General features: G+C 67.5%; 17 protein-coding genes. 5 read left to right on the top strand and 12 right to left on the bottom strand.

Annotation, left to right across the window (positions count from 1 at the left end; translation table 11 throughout):
* Positions 1-6 precede the first annotated feature (6 nt).
* From A7U43_RS12470 to A7U43_RS12455, 4 genes are all read right to left on the bottom strand, one after another.
* Positions 7-927: a carbohydrate ABC transporter permease gene (locus A7U43_RS12470; RefSeq protein ID WP_067995412.1), complete on the bottom strand. Its 921-nt coding sequence runs from the start codon at positions 925-927 to the stop codon at positions 7-9.
* A 3-nt stretch (positions 928-930) separates the two neighbouring features.
* Entirely contained in the window at positions 931-2,217 is a 1,287-nt protein-coding gene (locus tag A7U43_RS12465; protein WP_067995410.1) for an ABC transporter substrate-binding protein, read from the bottom strand.
* Positions 2,218-2,234: 17 nt separating this feature from the next.
* Positions 2,235-3,545 (bottom strand): alpha-galactosidase, encoded by a 1,311-nt coding sequence (melA, locus tag A7U43_RS12460; protein ID WP_067995406.1) that lies wholly within the window; start codon positions 3,543-3,545, stop codon positions 2,235-2,237.
* A 251-nt stretch (positions 3,546-3,796) separates the two neighbouring features.
* The gene (locus A7U43_RS12455) at positions 3,797-4,582 is read right to left on the bottom strand and encodes a DeoR/GlpR family DNA-binding transcription regulator (protein WP_067995400.1); all 786 of its coding nucleotides are present in this window, start codon (positions 4,580-4,582) and stop codon (positions 3,797-3,799) included.
* A 126-nt stretch (positions 4,583-4,708) separates the two neighbouring features.
* On the opposite strand from A7U43_RS12455, the gene A7U43_RS12450 reads away from it, so the two are divergent.
* From A7U43_RS12450 to A7U43_RS12435, 4 genes are read left to right on the top strand one after another with little or no spacing between them, the layout of a single operon-like run.
* Positions 4,709-5,590 (top strand): class II fructose-bisphosphate aldolase, encoded by an 882-nt coding sequence (locus A7U43_RS12450; RefSeq protein ID WP_067995397.1) that lies wholly within the window; start codon positions 4,709-4,711, stop codon positions 5,588-5,590.
* Positions 5,587-6,930: a D-tagatose-bisphosphate aldolase, class II, non-catalytic subunit gene (locus tag A7U43_RS12445; RefSeq protein ID WP_231963577.1), complete on the top strand. Its 1,344-nt coding sequence runs from the start codon at positions 5,587-5,589 to the stop codon at positions 6,928-6,930. The genes A7U43_RS12450 and A7U43_RS12445 overlap by 4 nt, the downstream gene beginning before the upstream one ends.
* The gene (locus tag A7U43_RS12440; protein WP_067995395.1) at positions 6,923-8,050 is read left to right on the top strand and encodes an SIS domain-containing protein; all 1,128 of its coding nucleotides are present in this window, start codon (positions 6,923-6,925) and stop codon (positions 8,048-8,050) included. Before A7U43_RS12445 ends, A7U43_RS12440 begins: the two co-directional genes overlap by 8 nt.
* A gap of 3 nt (positions 8,051-8,053) precedes the next feature.
* Positions 8,054-9,046: an N-acetylglucosamine kinase gene (locus A7U43_RS12435; protein WP_067995392.1), complete on the top strand. Its 993-nt coding sequence runs from the start codon at positions 8,054-8,056 to the stop codon at positions 9,044-9,046.
* 1 nt (position 9,047) lies between these two features.
* Here the strand turns inward: A7U43_RS12435 and A7U43_RS12430 are convergent, their stop codons facing one another.
* Genes A7U43_RS12430 through A7U43_RS12420 form a run of 3 tightly spaced genes read right to left on the bottom strand, consistent with a single transcriptional unit; the run spans position 9,048 to position 11,043 of the window.
* Positions 9,048-9,449, bottom strand: coding sequence for a DUF6841 family protein (locus A7U43_RS12430; RefSeq protein WP_067995391.1), 402 nt, complete (start codon positions 9,447-9,449; stop codon positions 9,048-9,050).
* 29 nt (positions 9,450-9,478) lie between these two features.
* The gene (locus A7U43_RS12425) at positions 9,479-10,357 is read right to left on the bottom strand and encodes an alpha/beta fold hydrolase (protein ID WP_068002550.1); all 879 of its coding nucleotides are present in this window, start codon (positions 10,355-10,357) and stop codon (positions 9,479-9,481) included.
* A 5-nt stretch (positions 10,358-10,362) separates the two neighbouring features.
* Entirely contained in the window at positions 10,363-11,043 is a 681-nt protein-coding gene (locus tag A7U43_RS12420; RefSeq protein ID WP_231963576.1) for a TetR/AcrR family transcriptional regulator, read from the bottom strand.
* Positions 11,044-11,131: 88 nt separating this feature from the next.
* Here A7U43_RS12420 and A7U43_RS12415 point away from each other — a divergent pair, with 88 nt between their 5' ends.
* Positions 11,132-12,175 carry an NAD(P)H-dependent amine dehydrogenase family protein gene (locus tag A7U43_RS12415; RefSeq protein ID WP_067995388.1) on the top strand — a complete coding sequence of 348 codons (1,044 nt, stop codon included), beginning with the start codon at positions 11,132-11,134 and terminating at the stop codon, positions 12,173-12,175.
* 1 nt (position 12,176) lies between these two features.
* On the opposite strand, the gene A7U43_RS12410 is transcribed toward A7U43_RS12415, so the two are convergent.
* The 5 genes from A7U43_RS12410 to nadD are packed head-to-tail and all read right to left on the bottom strand — an operon-like array spanning position 12,177 to position 15,375.
* Positions 12,177-13,013 carry a DegV family protein gene (locus A7U43_RS12410; protein WP_067995385.1) on the bottom strand — a complete coding sequence of 279 codons (837 nt, stop codon included), beginning with the start codon at positions 13,011-13,013 and terminating at the stop codon, positions 12,177-12,179.
* Positions 13,010-13,750, bottom strand: a complete 741-nt coding sequence (octT, locus tag A7U43_RS12405; protein WP_067995382.1) for a diglucosylglycerate octanoyltransferase — start codon at positions 13,748-13,750, stop codon at positions 13,010-13,012. The genes A7U43_RS12410 and octT overlap by 4 nt, the downstream gene beginning before the upstream one ends.
* Positions 13,740-14,396, bottom strand: a complete 657-nt coding sequence (gpgP, locus tag A7U43_RS12400) for a glucosyl-3-phosphoglycerate phosphatase (protein WP_067995379.1) — start codon at positions 14,394-14,396, stop codon at positions 13,740-13,742. The genes octT and gpgP overlap by 11 nt, the downstream gene beginning before the upstream one ends.
* A complete protein-coding gene (gene rsfS, locus A7U43_RS12395) occupies positions 14,393-14,779 on the bottom strand; it encodes a ribosome silencing factor (protein ID WP_067995376.1) in 387 nt (128 codons plus the stop codon). Before rsfS ends, gpgP begins: the two co-directional genes overlap by 4 nt.
* The gene (gene nadD / locus A7U43_RS12390; RefSeq protein WP_067995373.1) at positions 14,776-15,375 is read right to left on the bottom strand and encodes a nicotinate-nucleotide adenylyltransferase; all 600 of its coding nucleotides are present in this window, start codon (positions 15,373-15,375) and stop codon (positions 14,776-14,778) included. The genes rsfS and nadD overlap by 4 nt, the downstream gene beginning before the upstream one ends.
* Positions 15,376-15,391 lie beyond the last annotated feature (16 nt).

The following is a 15,391-nucleotide window of genomic DNA, read 5'->3' as shown; positions in this document are numbered from 1 at the left end:
GGGCGGTCATGAGTAGTGCACGTGTCGTCGGGCGAGCCGGAACTGCAGCGCGGTGATCACCACGATGACCGCGAACAGCGTGTAGGCCATCGCCGCGGCGTAGCCGGCGTCGAATTGCACGAACGCCCGGTTCCACAGGTAGTACACGATCACCGTGGTGGCCTTGAGTGGCCCGCCCCTGGTGGTCTGGTACACCTCGTCGAACAGTTGCAGGGCATTGATGGTCAGCCAGATCAGCAGGAACAGGTTCGCCGGGCCCAGCAGCGGCACCGTGATGGTCCGGAACCGCGTGAAGGCGCTGGCCCCGTCGATCGCGGCGGCCTCGTGCAGCTCAGCCGGAACACCCTGCAGCGCCGCCAAATACACGATCACCGTGAAACCTGTCCAGCCCCAGATGGTCATCGCGACGATGACCAGCAGCGCCTGTGAGGGTGAAGACAGGAAGGGCTGCGGTGCGATGCCCACGACTCCGAGCGCCGCGTTCACCAGACCGTAGTCGCGGTCGGTCAGCCAGAGGAAGATGATGCCCTGGGAGATCGTCGATACCGCCATGGTGACGTAGGCCGCGGTCCGGTACACCGAGATGAACCTGATCGACCGGTTCAACGCCGCAGCCACCAGCAGACCCACCACCATCGTGCCGGGTACGTACAGCACGGTGTAGACGATGGTGTTCTTGATCGCGTCGACGAACTGCGGGTCGTCGAACAGCCGCTCGTAGTTGTCGGTACCCACCCACGGCGTCTTCGGCGACAGCAGGTCTGACTGCTGGAAGGACAGTTTGAGCGACATCACCACCGGCAGCACTCCGAACAGGACGATCAGGATGGCGCCCGGGCTCACCAGCGTCCAGCCGGCCGCGTTGTCGGCGCTCAGAAAGCGCTTCCGCACCGAGCGGTGCGCGACCGTGTCAGGCCCGGCTGCCATCGTCTACTTCTCGGCGAGCGCGGCGTCGGCGGTCGCGGCCGCGGCGTCTAGGGCCTGGGCCGGTTCGGATTCTCCGAGCATCACCGAGACCACCGCCTGACCGAGCGCCTCGGAGATCGCCGGGTACTGCTCGACCGTGGGCCGGGCCTTCTGCACGTTGGCCAGGTTCTCCACGAAGACCCCGGTGCCGGGCATCTTCTTGTCGAGTTCGTCGACGAACGCCCGGTCGTGGCCGACCGAACTGCGGGTGGGCAGGTCGCCGGTGGCCAGCGAGGTCGTCTTCACCTGCTCGGGCGCGGTGATCCACTTGACGAAGTCGACGGCGGCCTGCCTGCGTGCGTCACCGTTGTCGAAGGTCACCCAGTTGTCCGGCCCGGAGATCGTCTGGTGGCCCCCGTCCGACCCGGCGTAGGTCGGCAGGATCTGGACGCCGTAGTCGATATCGGTGAAGGTGCTCAGATCCCACGGCCCGGTGACCATCATGGCGACCTTGCCGCTGTTCATCAGCTTGCTGCCGTTGCTGTTCGTGGTGTCGAGGTAGAGCGACTTGTCGGTGACCGCCATCTGCTGCAATGTGGTCAGCGATCGCGCCCCGGCCTCGGAGTTGAACACCGCCTTGGTGTTATCGGAGTTGAGGATGTCACCGCCGGCCTCCCAGAGCATCGGCAGGTAGTGCCACACGGTGTCCTCGCTGGCGTCGGCCGGGATCGCGAAGCCGTACCGACCCTCGGCCGGGTCGGTCAATTTCGCTGCCGCCGAACGGAAGTCGTCCCACGTCCACTCGCGGGTGGGCGGTGCGACACCGGCGTCGGCGAACAGCGTCTTGTTGTACACGATCGCCAGGTTATCGACGAGTGCGGGCACCCCGATCACCTTGTCGCCGACGGTCGCGGCCGCCCGCTCGGCCGGATAGAAGTCATCCCAGTCCCAGCCCGTCTGCGACACATGGTCTTTCATATCGACGACCTGGGGTATCTCGGCGATGTTCGGCGACCAGGAACCGAACATGTACGCGACGTCGGGCGGGGTGCCGCCCCGCACCGCGGTCAGGACCTTCTGCAGTACCAGATCGCTGTTGGTGACCAGCTGGGTCACGTTGACGTCGGGATGCTCCCGGTTGTACTGGTCGATCAGGGCGGTGAAGTTCTCGCCCTGAGCGTCGGCGTAGCCGTGCCACACCACGACCTCGGTCTTACCGCCGGCGCCGTCGCCACCCCCACCGCCGCCGCAGGCGGCCAACAGGACGGCGAGCACGGCAGCCAGCACCACACTGAAACACGAACGAATCATCGGTGACACTCCTTCTTTCACAGGGGCAGCGCTGCGCGCAGCGGTTCGGGTAACAGGGATCCGTGGGCGGCGACCAATTCGTCGCACAGGTGCCAGATTTGGTCGACCGTCAGCGTTGCCGCGGTGTTGGGGTCGACCATCGCCGCCGCCCGGACCAGGCGCGGGTCGCCGTCGAGCGCCGCGCGGACCGTGAGCTCGACCGGCCCCAGGAAGGACCGGTTCAGCGCGGCGCACTGTGCCGGAAGATCACCGACCTGCATGGGATGGGCGCCGAGTGCGTCGATGACCGTGGGCACCTCGACGGCCACCCCGTTGGGTAGGTTCGTGATCAACCCGTCGTTGATGACGTTGGCGGAGATCACCCGGGTGGTTCCGGTCTCCAGTGCATGGATGAGCTGCGGCGCGTACTCGGTGGAACTGGTATCGATCTCCAGGGTTTCGGCGTTCTGAAGTTCGGCACGCACGCTGGCGTAGTCGACCATGTTCTGCTGGCTGATCCCGACGTACTCGCCGATATCGAGCCGGAGCCGGTCGACCTCGCCGGGGTGGCGCAGGTACCACGGTACGTATTCGCTTGAGTGCTCGCTGGTTTCGGTCGGGTAGTAGCCCAGCCGTCGGTACATGTCGACGCGGACCCGCCTGCGCAGTTCGGGGTCCGCGGCGATCCGGGCGTCCAGCAGCGGATAGAGATCCTGCCCGGATCGTTCCCAGCGCAGCACCCACGCCTGATGGTTGACTCCGGCCGACCACCACGACACCTCGTCGAGCGGAACGTCGATCAGGTCGCACAGTCCATCCATCGTCCAGTACACGGAGTGACACAGACCGAGCACCTTGAGTGCCGGCGCGATCGCACCGAGATAGCTGATGTTCATCGCCATCGGGTTGGTGTAGTTGAGCAGCCAGGCATCCGGGCAGACCTGCGCCATGTCCTCGGCGATCTGGGCCAGCACCGGGAAGGTGCGCAAACCGCGGAAGATACCGCCGATACCGATGGTGTCGCCGATGGTCTGGTTGACGCCGTACCGGGCCGGGATCTCGAAGTCCCGGACGGTCGCGTCGTGCATTCCGACCTGGATCACGTTGATGACATAGTCGGCGCCCTCGAGAGCCCTGCGCCGGTCGGCGACCGCGATCACGTCCGGGTCGGCACCGGCCGCGCGGGCGGTGGCATGTGCGATCGCTTCGGCCGTCTGCAGCCTTTCGGCGTCGATGTCGTGCAACACCACCCGCACCGACCGAAGTTCGGGAAACGACAGGATGTCACCGAGCAACTCACGGGTGAAGACGGCACTGCCCGCGCCGACGATGGCGATCGTGGGTTTCAAGGTGGCCTCCAGCAGGCTCGGGGTAGGTGGTCGAGGCGAACACGCGTCGGACCGGTGGTCAGTGCTCGGATATCCGGCCCGTGGCCCGCCGCGGGGCCGTCTGCACGAACATGAAGAGCATGCGTCGATCATGAGAAGGACGAGCGAATATTGCACTAGCTAGCGCCGAATCGCTCAAGAAAAGTGAGCGCCCGCTCATGGGCCGCAAGCGACCTGCGGCGAACGTTGGGTGGCCGGCGATGACCGGTTCCTCAATCGTCGCCGATGTGGACGACATGGACGCGGACACCCGTGGCCGCGATCGCCTTGAGCTGACGCGGGTCTGCGGTCGAATCGGTGACCAGATGGTGTATCTGACTGGGCGCGACCATCTTCGCGAACGTCACCCGGCCGATTTTCGACCCGTCCACGGCGACCACCACTTGCTGGGCATTGGCGGCCATGGCGATGGCGGTACGCGCCTCGGCCTCGTCGAAGGTCGTCGCGCCAACTTCCGCCGACATGCCGTCGGCACCGAGGATGGCCGTGCCGACGGTGATCACCTGGAAGGCATGCTCGGACATGGGTCCTACTGCCTCCAGCGAGTTCGGGCGGACCAGACCACCGGTCGCGATCACCTTCATCTGCACGTCGACGGCGCAATCGGCGGCAATGGTCAGCGAATTGGTCACGATCGTCATCTTCGGCCGGCCCTTGAGTGAGCGGGCCACCTCCCCGGTGGTGACACCACCGGTCAAGGCGACCGCCTGCGGGCCGGCCGGTACCAGTGCGGCCGCCCGCTGGGCGATCCGCCGCTTGACCGCGATGGTGCGGTGATCGCGCAAGCGCACCGGGATCTCGCTCCCGGTCGAATCGAGCGCGCGCGCCCCGCCGTGCGTTCGGACCAGAAGTCCTTGCTCCTCAAGCACACCGAGATCACGTCGCAATGTCGCCGGGGACACCTGCAACTCCAGACACAATGCGCGCGAGGCGAGCTCACCGCGCTCCCGCAACAGCGCGAGCACCTCGCGCATGCGGTCCGTCCGCTTGATCGACATCGACGACCCTCCTGCACCACGATCACTTTTACTGAGCGTTTCCCGGTTTTCCATTGCGCGCTTTGAGTGAGCTTCTCATGATCGACGCATGTTCCACACGTCTTCAGCGCATCGGTCGAGCGCACCGTGAGCCTTACCAGCACGGCCGCCCTGATGAGCGCGGCGGCCGCCGAACGCACTGCGGTGCTGGCGTTCAACGTGATTGGCATCGAGCATGCCGTGGGCATCGCGGCGGGTGCCGAGTACGCCGGCGTCCCGGTGTTGATGCAGGTGAGTGAGAACACGGTGCGATTTCATGGCAGCCTCGCGCCACTGGTCTCCGCCTGCGCGCACATCGCCCGGCGGTCATCGATCGATATCGCCGTGCACCTCGATCATCTGCAGGACGCCGACCTGATCGCGGAGGCGATCAGCACCGCCGCTGGGCTCGGGGTCACGTCCCTCATGGTCGACGCCGCCCATCTTCCCTACCGCGAGAATGTCGAACGAACCCGGTTCCATGTCCGTCAGGCCCACGACGCCGGGCTGTGGGTCGAGGCCGAACTGGGCGAGGTCGGCGGGAAGAACGGGGCGCACACCCCGGGTGCCCGCACCGACCCGGCCGAAGCCGAAGCCTTCTCGACCGAAACCGAAATCGACGGTCTGGCCGTCGCGGTGGGCAGCTCACACGCCATGACCACGCGTGATGCCAGCCTCGATATCGCTTTGATCGGTGAACTCGCTGCGCGCGTTGATGTTCCACTGGTGCTGCATGGTTCCTCTGGCGTGCCCGACGATCAACTCGGCCTGGCGGTCGGTGCGGGGATCCGCAAGATCAACGTCGGGACCGCGCTCAACATCGCCTACACCGGCGCGGTGCGCCGGGTACTCGCCGTCCAGACCGACACCGTCGATCCGCGGCCGCAGCTCGCCGCCGGGCGCGACGCGGTCGCCGCCGCGGTCGGCGATCTCTGTGGTGTCCTCCAGCGCGCTGCCACCGCGGCCGCAGTACGGACAGAACCCCGGTGAACAGCACCACCCCGGCGGTGGCCGGCACGTATCTGACCCAGACCATCGGCGAGCACAAAGCCGGGCACGCGGTCGGCGTGTATTCGGTGTGCTCGGCTCACCCCACCGTGGTGCGGGCGGCCATCGACCAAGCCGCCGCCGACGGCACCCACGTGTTGGTCGAGGCCACCTCCAACCAGGTCGACCAGTTCGGCGGCTACACCGGTTTGCGGCCAGCCGACTTCCGCGACCTGGTCCTCGGGATCGCCGACGAGGCCGGGTTTCCCCGTCGTCGCGTCGTTCTCGGTGGTGACCATCTCGGCCCCAACCGGTGGCAACGCGAACCCGCCGAGGTGGCCATGGCCCACGCCGAGACGCTCGTCGCCGCCTACGTCGCGGCCGGCTACACCAAGATCCACCTCGACTGCAGCATGTCCTGCGCCGACGATCGGCCGGTGCTGTCCGACCAGGTGGTGGCCGACCGGGCAGCCCGCCTGCTGCGCGTGGCCGAGGACACCGCGGGACACCACCACGCCGAGGCGCCCGTCTATGTGATCGGCACGGAGGTACCGGTACCCGGTGGGGCGCACGAGACGCTGGGCCGACTGATGCCCACGCCCGCGGACCGGGCGCGGACCACCATCGCCGTGCATCGCGAAGCCTTCGCCGACGCCGGGCTCGGGCACGTATGGCCGCGTGTCATCGCGCTGGTCGTTCAGCCCGGGGTGGAGTTCGACCATCTCAACGTCGTGGACTACTGCCACGATGCCACCACGCAGTTGCGTCGTGTCCTCGACGAGGAGCCCAATCTGGTGTTCGAGGCGCATTCCACCGACTACCAGCGTCCGGCACAACTGCGGGAACTGGTCCGCGATCACTGGGCGATCCTCAAGGTCGGTCCCGGTCTGACATTCGCGATGCGCGAGGCACTGTTCGGACTGGCCCTCATCGAAGAGGAACTCCTGCCCGCAGCGCGCCGGTCGAACCTCATCGAGGTCGTCGAGCAACGGATGCTCGCCGAGCCCGCCCAGTGGGCGGGCTACTACGCGGGCGACCCACAGACTCAGCGCACCGCGCGTCGGTACAGCTACAGCGACCGGCTCCGCTACTACTGGGCCCACCCCGAGGTGGACGCCGCGCGGCGCACCCTGCTGAGCAACCTGGACGCCACCGGCATCCCACTGCCGTTGATCAACCAGTTCCTTCCGGCCCAATACGAACGCCTCCGCGCCGGCGAAATCCCTGCCGGCGCAGAGGCTCTCGTGATCGATCGGATTCGGGATGCGTTGCGGCCCTACGCCCGCGCCTGCCATCCACACCCCACTCTTCTCACCGACAACACCGGAGCACCCCATGCCTGATCAGCACATCCCCGACCAAGCAGACGGCGGCGCCACGGTTCTGGAGATCGGGCAGCAACCCGAGGCCTGGCGCGAGGTCGCCGCCACCGTCGGCGCGCACGCCGGTGAATTCCTCGCCCCGGTGCTGCAGCGCGATGGACTACGGATCGTCCTCACCGGCGCCGGCAGTTCGGCGTTCATCGGCGAAATCGCCGCACCCGCGTTGCGTCGCACGCTCGGCCACCGCGTCGAGGCCATCGCCACCACCGACATCGTCGCGCGACCGCACGACCACCTCGACCGCACGACGCCCACCCTGCTGGTGTCGTTCGGGCGGTCGGGAAACAGCCCCGAAAGCCTGGCCACCACCGATCTCGCCGACGCGCTGATCGAGGAGGTGTGGCACCTGGTGGTGACCTGCGACCCCGATGGCGCGCTGTCGCGTGGCCACGCCGGGCGGTCTCGCTCACTGGTGGTCCAGATGCCCGAACGGACCAACGACACCGGTTTCGCCATGACCTCGAGCCTCACCTCGATGCTGTTGGCGTGCCTGGTGTTGCTGGGACCCACCGACGCCGCCGACGCGCAAGCGCTGGCCCGAGCAGCCCAGTACGTGCTGGATCGCAAAGCCCAGATCCGCAACCTGGCCATCAGCAAGAAACAGCGATTCGTCTACCTCGGTAGCGGCCCGCTGCAGGGGCTCGCCCGCGAGTCGGCACTCAAACTGCTGGAACTGACCGCGGGCGAAGTGGTGACGTACTTCGACTCCCCGCTGGGATTTCGGCACGGGCCGAAATCGGTGCTCGACGCCGACACTCTCGTCGTGGTGTTCGCCTCCACCGACCCCCATACGCGGCGCTACGATCTCGACATCATCGCCGAGATTCGCGCCCAGCTGGGCGCGGACGCGCTGACGGTGCTGAGCACCACGGCCATCCCCGAGTCGCACGGACCGGCGATCGTCATCCCGGGTCTCGACGGGCTCGACGACTCGATGGTCGCATTGCCCTATCTCGTCTTCGCACAGTGCCTGGCACTGTTCGCCTCCTTGGAGTACGGGAAAACCCCCGACAACCCGTTCCCGTCCGGCGAAGTCAGCCGCGTCGTCAAGGGTGTCACCATCTATCCGATGCACAATTGAGCGATGCCCTGCTATCTCGGCGTCGACGGCGGTGGGACGAAGACGGCATTCGTCCTCATCGACGATACGGGTGACATCCTGGCCCGCACCGTCGCCGGTTCCTCCTACTACTTCAACGATGGCTTTCAGCGCGTAGAACACGTTCTTGCACAGGGCATTACGGATATCTGCACATTGTCCGGGATCGAACGATCCGGCATCGACGCGGCATTCTTCGGTCTGCCCGGCTATGGCGAGGCCAGCCAGGACACCGCGCGACTCGCACAGATACCCGCTCTCGTCCTCGGCCACCACCGCTACATCTGCGACAACGACATGGTGTGCGGTTGGGCCGGCTCGCTGGCGGGCTCCGATGGCATCAACGTCATCAGCGGCACCGGATCGATGACCTACGGCGAACGCCTGGGTGTCGGCCGACGCGTCGGCGGGTGGGGCGAGCTGTTCGGTGATGAGGGCTCCGCCTATTGGGTTGCCACACGGGGACTCAACGCCTTCAGCCGGATGAGCGACGGCAGAGTCCCCCGCGGCCCGCTGCATGCGCTGATCAGAGATCGCCTCGGCATCGCCGAGGACCTCGATGCCGTCAGCCTCATCGTGGACAGGTGGTCCGGCGACCGGAAGTCCATCGCCGCGCTGGCGACCACAATCTGCCGGGCGGCCGGTGCCGGTGACGTCGTCGCGGCCGGCATCCTCTCGGCGGCCGTCGACGAACTCCTCGTCCTGATCGACACCACCCGCACCCTGCTCGGGTTCACGACGCACGAGACGGTACCGGTGTCGTACTCGGGCGGCATGTTCGCCGACAACGGATTCCGCACCCTCTTTCGCCGGTCCCTGGATGGCCTCGCCGCCGGCTACCAACTCAGGCACCCCCTGCTCGATCCCGCGCTGGGCGCAGCCCTCTACGCGGCCAAGCGCACCGGGTCCGCACTGCGGGCCGAGGCGATAGCCCGCCTCACCGCCGCCCGCGATGGACCGGACGGCGCGGGCGACTGAGTCAGTTCCCGTGCGAGGCGAGCACCGCGATCCGCGCGCTGCCGGGTCCGTCGACCAGCAGGTAGGTCACCGCGACCCGGCCCAGTTCGGCACCGTCGACATCGTGGCGCACGAACGATCCGCGGTACAGCGCCGATGACCCGTTGAGCACCGTGACCTCCGCGGTCGACAACGTGGTGTGGTGATAGCGCTGCGCGCGCAACCCGTCGACCTGGCCACCGATGACGGCGGCGAGCTGGTCACGGGTCGACAGGCTGACGGCGCCCTCATCGGTGGTGAGCGTCAGCGGCACGGCGTAACAGTCCAACAGCTCCGAGACGGGGCGCTCACCGCGGACCGCCGCGGCGAACACCTCGACATAGTCGTCGAACCAGCGGCTCACCGACGCGGAATCCACAGCCATACCGGCAGTTTAGTGGGCGACAACGGTGGTCAGCGGCAGCGCGCCGCGAGTCCCCGGATGAACCGGGCAATCTCGGCAGGCTTCTCCTCGGCCATGAAATGGCCGGCATCGATGGGCTCGTAGCTGAAGTCCGGCGCCCATGCCGCCCAGATCGCCGCGGGGTCGAAGCCCAGTTGCGTACCCCAGTCCTGCGAGATGACACCGACCGGCATCGGCAATTGCCTGCCGGCGTCACGATCGGCGCGATCCATGTCCAGGTCGATCCCTGCGGTCGCCCGGTAGTCGGCGACGATGGAGTCCACGGCCGCCACCGAGCTGTCGATGTAGTGGGCACGAACCGCGGGGGCGAAGGTGGATCCGTCGGTGTCCCAGGCGTCCAGGAAGGACGCGAAGAACTCCGCGGCCACCGCCTTGATCATCTTCTCGGGCAGGCCGACCGGTTGCGCCATCAGGTAGAGATGCCAGGCCACCTTGGCATTCACACCGTGGAGCACATCCCAGGTGTCCAGGGTCGGCAACACGTCGAGGATCCCGACATACTGCACCACCTCGGGCTGATCGAGTCCGGCGCGAACCGCGACGAGCGCGCCACGGTCATGTCCCACCACACCGAACCGATGGTGTCCCAACGCTGCTGCGACCTTCGCGATGTCGCGCGCCATGGTCCGCTTGGAGTAGGTCTGCGGGCCGGCCACGGTCGGCTTTCCACTTCCGCCGTACCCGCGCAGATCGACAACGATGACCGTGAAATCGTCGGCCAGCACCCGGGCCACCCGCCGCCACATGTAGTGCGTTTGCGGGAAGCCGTGCAGCAGAACGACTGGCGGACCGGTGCCGGCGATGCCGACGTTGATCTCGACGCCACCCTCACCTGCCTGGGTGGAGTAGCTGAATCCGTCGATGGTCATGGTGGTCACGGGGTTTCCTTTGCGTGATCGGGATGTCCGGAGAAGATGCCGGCGGGCAGTGCAGCCTTGGCCGGGGGCGACGCGCGCAGGGCGGGCAGCAGAATCGAGTCGACCAGCGCCTCCAGATAGGCCTCGTCGGTGTCCAGTCCGTTCATCCGCCGCAGCAGCAGCACCGCCCCGGCGACCTCTTCGAAGGCGAACGGGTCGACGGCGTGCGGCAGTTCGCCGCGCCGCACGGCGGCGGCGACGACGGTCGCGGGCAGTCGCGCCCCGGTGGGCCCGGCGGTCCGTTCGATCTCCTGGCAGAGCGCCGGATCCTCCAGGCCGGCCTGCAGCAACAGCAGCGCGGTCTGCCCGTCCGTCGAGCGCATGGTGGTGATGAGCCGCCGACACAGCGCCAACAGGTCCCCCCGCAGACTGCCGGTGTCGATCTCTCCCGCGCCCTCCCGACGTGCAGGGTTGGCCGCCAATGCGGCAGTCACCATCTCGCGCTTGGACTTCCAGCGCCGGTACAGGGTCGCCTTGGAGGCACCGGCGCGGCGCGCCACCTCCTCGAAGGTGACACCGTCATAGCCGACCTCGGCCAGCAGCGCGTAGGCGATACCGAGTATCTCGCTCTCCCGCCCGCTGTCTCGGGGGCGGCCTCCACGACGCTCGCCACCGTCAGCACTGTTCAAGTACGGCACGTTTCGTATCGTAATCTCAACGACCGCCGTGCCGGTCGAATTGTGACCCGGGTTACACCGATGCACATCTTTCGAATAGTGTTCAGCCATGAGCGATCCCCTCCGCGTCATCCAGTGGACCACCGGAAACATCGGTACCCGCTCCCTGCACGCCATCATCGGCCGCGACGATATGGAACTCGTCGGGGTGTACGCCCACGGCGCCGACAAGGTCGGCGTCGATGCCGCCGAGCTCGCCGGCTGGCCCACGCCGACCGGTATTGCGGCGACCAATGACATCGACGCACTGATCGCCCTCAAGCCGGACGCATGCTGTTACAACCCGCTGTGGCCCAGCATCGACGAACTGGTTGCCCTGCTGGAGGCCGGCGTCAACGTCTGCTCGAGTGCCGCCTGGATCACCGGCGGCAAGCAATCGCCCGAGGACCTCCACCGCATCAGAACCGCCTGCGCGGCCGGCAATTCCACCATTTTCGGCAGCGGAGCTCATCCGGGGATGACGAATATGGTCGCCATGGTGCTGTCCGGCTCCTGCGAACGGGTCGACGAGATCCGGATCACCGAGTCGGTGGATTGCTCGACCTACGAATCCGCGGAAACCCAGACAGCCATGGGCTTCTCACAGGATCCCGACACTCCGGGACTGGCCGAGAGCGTGCGCCGCGAAAGCGAGGTGTTCGCCGAATCCGCAGCGATGATGGCCGACGCGATCGGCGCCACATTGGACCGGATGACGTTCGATGTCACCTTCACCGCCGCCACCGGCGACTCCGACCTCGGTTTCATGACGATCCCCGAGGGCACCGTGGGCAGCGTGCTCGGCTATCACCGTGGCTGGGTCGGCGAGCGCAATGTCGTCAGCGTCGGGTTCAACTGGACGATGGGTGAGCACGTCACGCCGCCCAAACCCCTCGAGCACGGTCATGTCATCCAGGTGTTCGGCACGCCCAATATGCGCACCGTCTTGCACTGCCTGCCACCCAAGGACTGGACCGAACCGGGTTTCATGGGGCTGGGCATGATCTACACCGCGATGCCGGTCACCAACGCCGTGCCCGCGGTGGTGGCCGCCGCACCCGGCATCGCCACCCTCAAGGACCTGCCGCCGATCACCGGTCGCTTCGCCGGCTGAATCACTCGGCGAGGCTGACGCACGCCCCCACCGCACCGGCACCCACATGGACGGCCAACACCGCACCCATATCGCGGACCGTCAGCGACTCCAGCTGCGGTAGCCGGGTGGTCAGCGCAGCACCCAGTTCGGCGGCCGCGTCGTGGTTGTCCACGTGATGCACCGTGATCGACGCCGACCGCTCCCCCACCACCTCGGCGATCGAATCCACCATGGCGGCATGGGCTTTGGACACTGTACGCACTCGCTGGGCCAGCACCAACCGGCCGTCGACGTCCAGCCGCAACAGCGGCTTCACCGACAGCGCGGTGGCCAACCAGGACGCGGCGGTCCCGATGCGCCCGCTGCGGCGCAGGTTGTCCAGGCGGTGCACGACGATGAACACGTGCCCGCGTGGGACGGCGGCGCGCGCCACGGCCTCGACGGCGTCGAGCTCGGCGCCGGTCTCGGCGGCGCGGGCCGCGGCCAGCGCGACAGCCCCGACACCCATCGCGGCAGATCGGGTGTTCACCACGCGCACAGCCGAACCGAACTCCCGGGCAGCGGCCGCGGCGGAGCTGAACGTGCTGGACAGCGCTGCCGACAGGTGCACCGCGACGACGCCGTCACCATCGCTGGCGGCCAGCGCCTCCCGGTAGGCCTGCGCCAGATCGGCCGGTGAGGCGCCGGCGGTCGTCACCTGGCTGCGCTCGAACACGTCGTTGGGGATGTCGTCGACACCGTCGCGCAAATCGAGATCGTCGACCAGGACGTGCAATGGCACCTGGCGGATCGACCAACGTTTGCGCTCATCGTCGCTCAACCGTGACGACGAGTCGGTCACCACCTGGACCGTCATGACCGTCCAGAGGTATCCGGTTGGTAGGCACCGGCTTCGGCGAGACCCTTGAGCATCAGATCGGCGACCGCGGCGTGCGCTTCGAAGTTCCAGTGAATACCGTCGGGGTTACCGCGCCCGCTCATGACCTCGTCACCGACGGCGGCCTTCAGATCGACGACGGGCACCCGGTGCTCGTCGGCCCAGCCGGTGATCGCCTTGACGATCGGGTCGCGCCACCGATGGGACTTGCCATAGGTCTCGGCGATGTGCACCGACGGAATGGTCGCCACCACGGGAAGTCCGGGACGGTTGAAATCCAGTGCAGCCCTCGTCATTTCCAAATACTCGACGGTGAGATGCGGAGGCAGCGCCGGGCGCGCGACCGGCGAGAGCCGAGGCTGCAACCAGCCATAACCGTCGCGGGCCCAGCGCCGCAGGAACGGGGGTCGCACGTAGCGGATGAGTTCACGCAACGCCGTCGGCAGCGGCGAAGGCAGCGAATCCATCCCGCAGGTCGCGAAGATCACCGCCCCGGCCCGCGGCAGCGCCGCCCAGGAACGCGGATCCTGGGTCGCCGCCCACCACACGTCGCGGCACGTCCAGCCAATCCGCCCGATCAACTCGACATCCCAACCGAGTTGTTCGGCAACGAGATTCGGCCAGATCCGGGGGTCATCGGCGGGCAGACCGCCGGTCGGCCCGTAGTAGGACAGTGAGTCGCAGAAGACGAGCAGGGTGCGGCGCTCAGAGGACATCGTTGGCCACCTGCGCCGAGGCGTTCCACACGTCGAGCCGCCATTTGATCTCGTCCCCGACATCGTGCCCGGAGAGCTGCGCCCAGCTGGCATTGCCCATACCGCCAAGGGCCGGCCAGTTGTCCACCGGCAGGTTCAGCAGCGCCGCGGTCAACGCGGCGATCAGCCCGCCATGGGCCACCAGCACCACCGGACGATCGGGCTCATCCCTGCCCCAATCCGACTGGGCGGCAATGAGCTCGGTGACCAGCGGGACGCTGCGGTCCGCGACGTCCACCCGGCTCTCCCCGCCGTGCGGCGCCCACCGGGCGTCGTCACGCCAGGCCAGCCGGGCACCCGGTGCCGCATCATCGACCTCCAGATGGGTCAGGCCCTGCCAGTCGCCCAGGTGGGTCTCGCGCAGCCGCTCATCGACCGAGACATGCACACCGGAGCGCTCGCCCAGCGCGGTGGCGGTGTCCAGGGCGCGCCGCAGGTCCGATGACACGATGACCAGGGGTTGGCGTTTGGCCAGCACCTCGGCGGCCGCACCGGCCTGCTCGCGCCCAAGTTCGGTCAGATCGGTGTCCAGCTGGCCCTGCATCCGGCTTCCGGCGTTCCACTCGGTCTGCCCGTGCCGCAACAGCACCAGCCGGCGCACACTCACGTGGCATCCCGCGGCTCGTCACCGTCACCCAGATCCACCGGGACCACCGGGCAGTCCCGCCACAACCGCTCCAGGGCGTAGAACTCACGCTCGTCGGCGTGCTGGACGTGCACCACGATGTCGACATAGTCCAGCAGCGTCCAGCGCCCTTCCCGGGTTCCCTCGCGGCGGGCCGGCTTGTGCCCCGCGGCCCGCATCTTGTCCTCGATCTCGTCGACGATCGCGTTGACCTGGCGCTCGTTGGACGCCGAGGCGATCACGAAGCAGTCGGTGATGACCAACTGGTCGGATACGTCGATGACCAGAACGTCGTTGCCGAGCTTGGCTGCGGCGGCACGCGCCGCGACTCCTGCCATCTCGACGGCTTCGGGGGTGGCGGTCATGAACGGGCCTCCGTTGCGGTGTACAGGTTGCGTTTGGACACGTACTGCACGACACCGTCGGGCACCAGGTACCAGATGGGTCGGGACTGCTGGGCGCGCAGTCGGCAGTCACTCGACGAGATGGCCAACGCGGGCACCTCGACCAAGGTCAGCGCGTCCTCGGGGAGTTCCTGCATGGCCGCGGCGATGTGCTCACCGTCGAGCTCGTAACCGGGCCTGCTCACCCCGACGAAACGAGCGAGGGAGAACAGCTCCTCCCAGTTCTGCCAGGACAGGATCGAGGCCAGCGCGTCGGCACCGGTGATGAAATACAGGTCGGTGTCCGGGTTCTGGTGAGCGAGATCGCGCAGCGTATCCGTGGTGTAGGTGGCGCCGCCACGGTCGATGTCGACCCGGCTCACCGAGAATCGCGGGTTGGCCGCGGTGGCGATGACCGTCATCAGGTAGCGGTCCTCGGCGGCGGTGACGTGGCGGTCACGCTTCTGCCACGGTTGTCCGGTCGGGACGAAGACCACCTCGTCGAGATCGAACTGATCGGCGACCTCGCTGGCGGCGACCAGGTGGCCGTGATGCACGGGATCGAACGTCCCGCCCATCACTCCCAACCTGCGC

The organism is Mycobacterium adipatum, assembly GCF_001644575.1.
GTDB classification, from domain to species: Bacteria; Actinomycetota; Actinomycetes; order Mycobacteriales; family Mycobacteriaceae; genus Mycobacterium; species Mycobacterium adipatum.
Note: the sequence above shows the minus strand (reverse complement) of the source record. Positions and strands in the feature narration are given on the sequence as shown.

Excerpts from the sequence above, each read along its gene's own strand:
- A7U43_RS12465 (WP_067995410.1), bottom strand. The coding sequence starts at position 2,217 with ATGATTCGTTCGTGTTTCAGTGTGGTGCTGGCTGCCGTGCTCGCCGTC.
- A7U43_RS12455 (WP_067995400.1), bottom strand. The coding sequence starts at position 4,582 with ATGTCGATCAAGCGGACGGACCGCATGCGCGAGGTGCTCGCGCTGTTG.
- A7U43_RS12425 (WP_068002550.1), bottom strand. The coding sequence starts at position 10,357 with ATGACCATCGACGGATTCAGCTACTCCACCCAGGCAGGTGAGGGTGGC.
- A7U43_RS12435 (WP_067995392.1), top strand. The coding sequence starts at position 8,054 with ATGCCCTGCTATCTCGGCGTCGACGGCGGTGGGACGAAGACGGCATTC.
- nadD (WP_067995373.1), bottom strand. The coding sequence starts at position 15,375 with ATGGGCGGGACGTTCGATCCCGTGCATCACGGCCACCTGGTCGCCGCC.
- A7U43_RS12440 (WP_067995395.1), top strand. The coding sequence starts at position 6,923 with ATGCCTGATCAGCACATCCCCGACCAAGCAGACGGCGGCGCCACGGTT.
- A7U43_RS12410 (WP_067995385.1), bottom strand. The coding sequence starts at position 13,013 with ATGACGGTCCAGGTGGTGACCGACTCGTCGTCACGGTTGAGCGACGAT.
- rsfS (WP_067995376.1), bottom strand. The coding sequence starts at position 14,779 with ATGACCGCCACCCCCGAAGCCGTCGAGATGGCAGGAGTCGCGGCGCGT.
- A7U43_RS12430 (WP_067995391.1), bottom strand. The coding sequence starts at position 9,449 with ATGGCTGTGGATTCCGCGTCGGTGAGCCGCTGGTTCGACGACTATGTC.
- A7U43_RS12470 (WP_067995412.1), bottom strand. The coding sequence starts at position 927 with ATGGCAGCCGGGCCTGACACGGTCGCGCACCGCTCGGTGCGGAAGCGC.
- octT (WP_067995382.1), bottom strand. The coding sequence starts at position 13,750 with ATGTCCTCTGAGCGCCGCACCCTGCTCGTCTTCTGCGACTCACTGTCC.
- A7U43_RS12415 (WP_067995388.1), top strand. The coding sequence starts at position 11,132 with ATGAGCGATCCCCTCCGCGTCATCCAGTGGACCACCGGAAACATCGGT.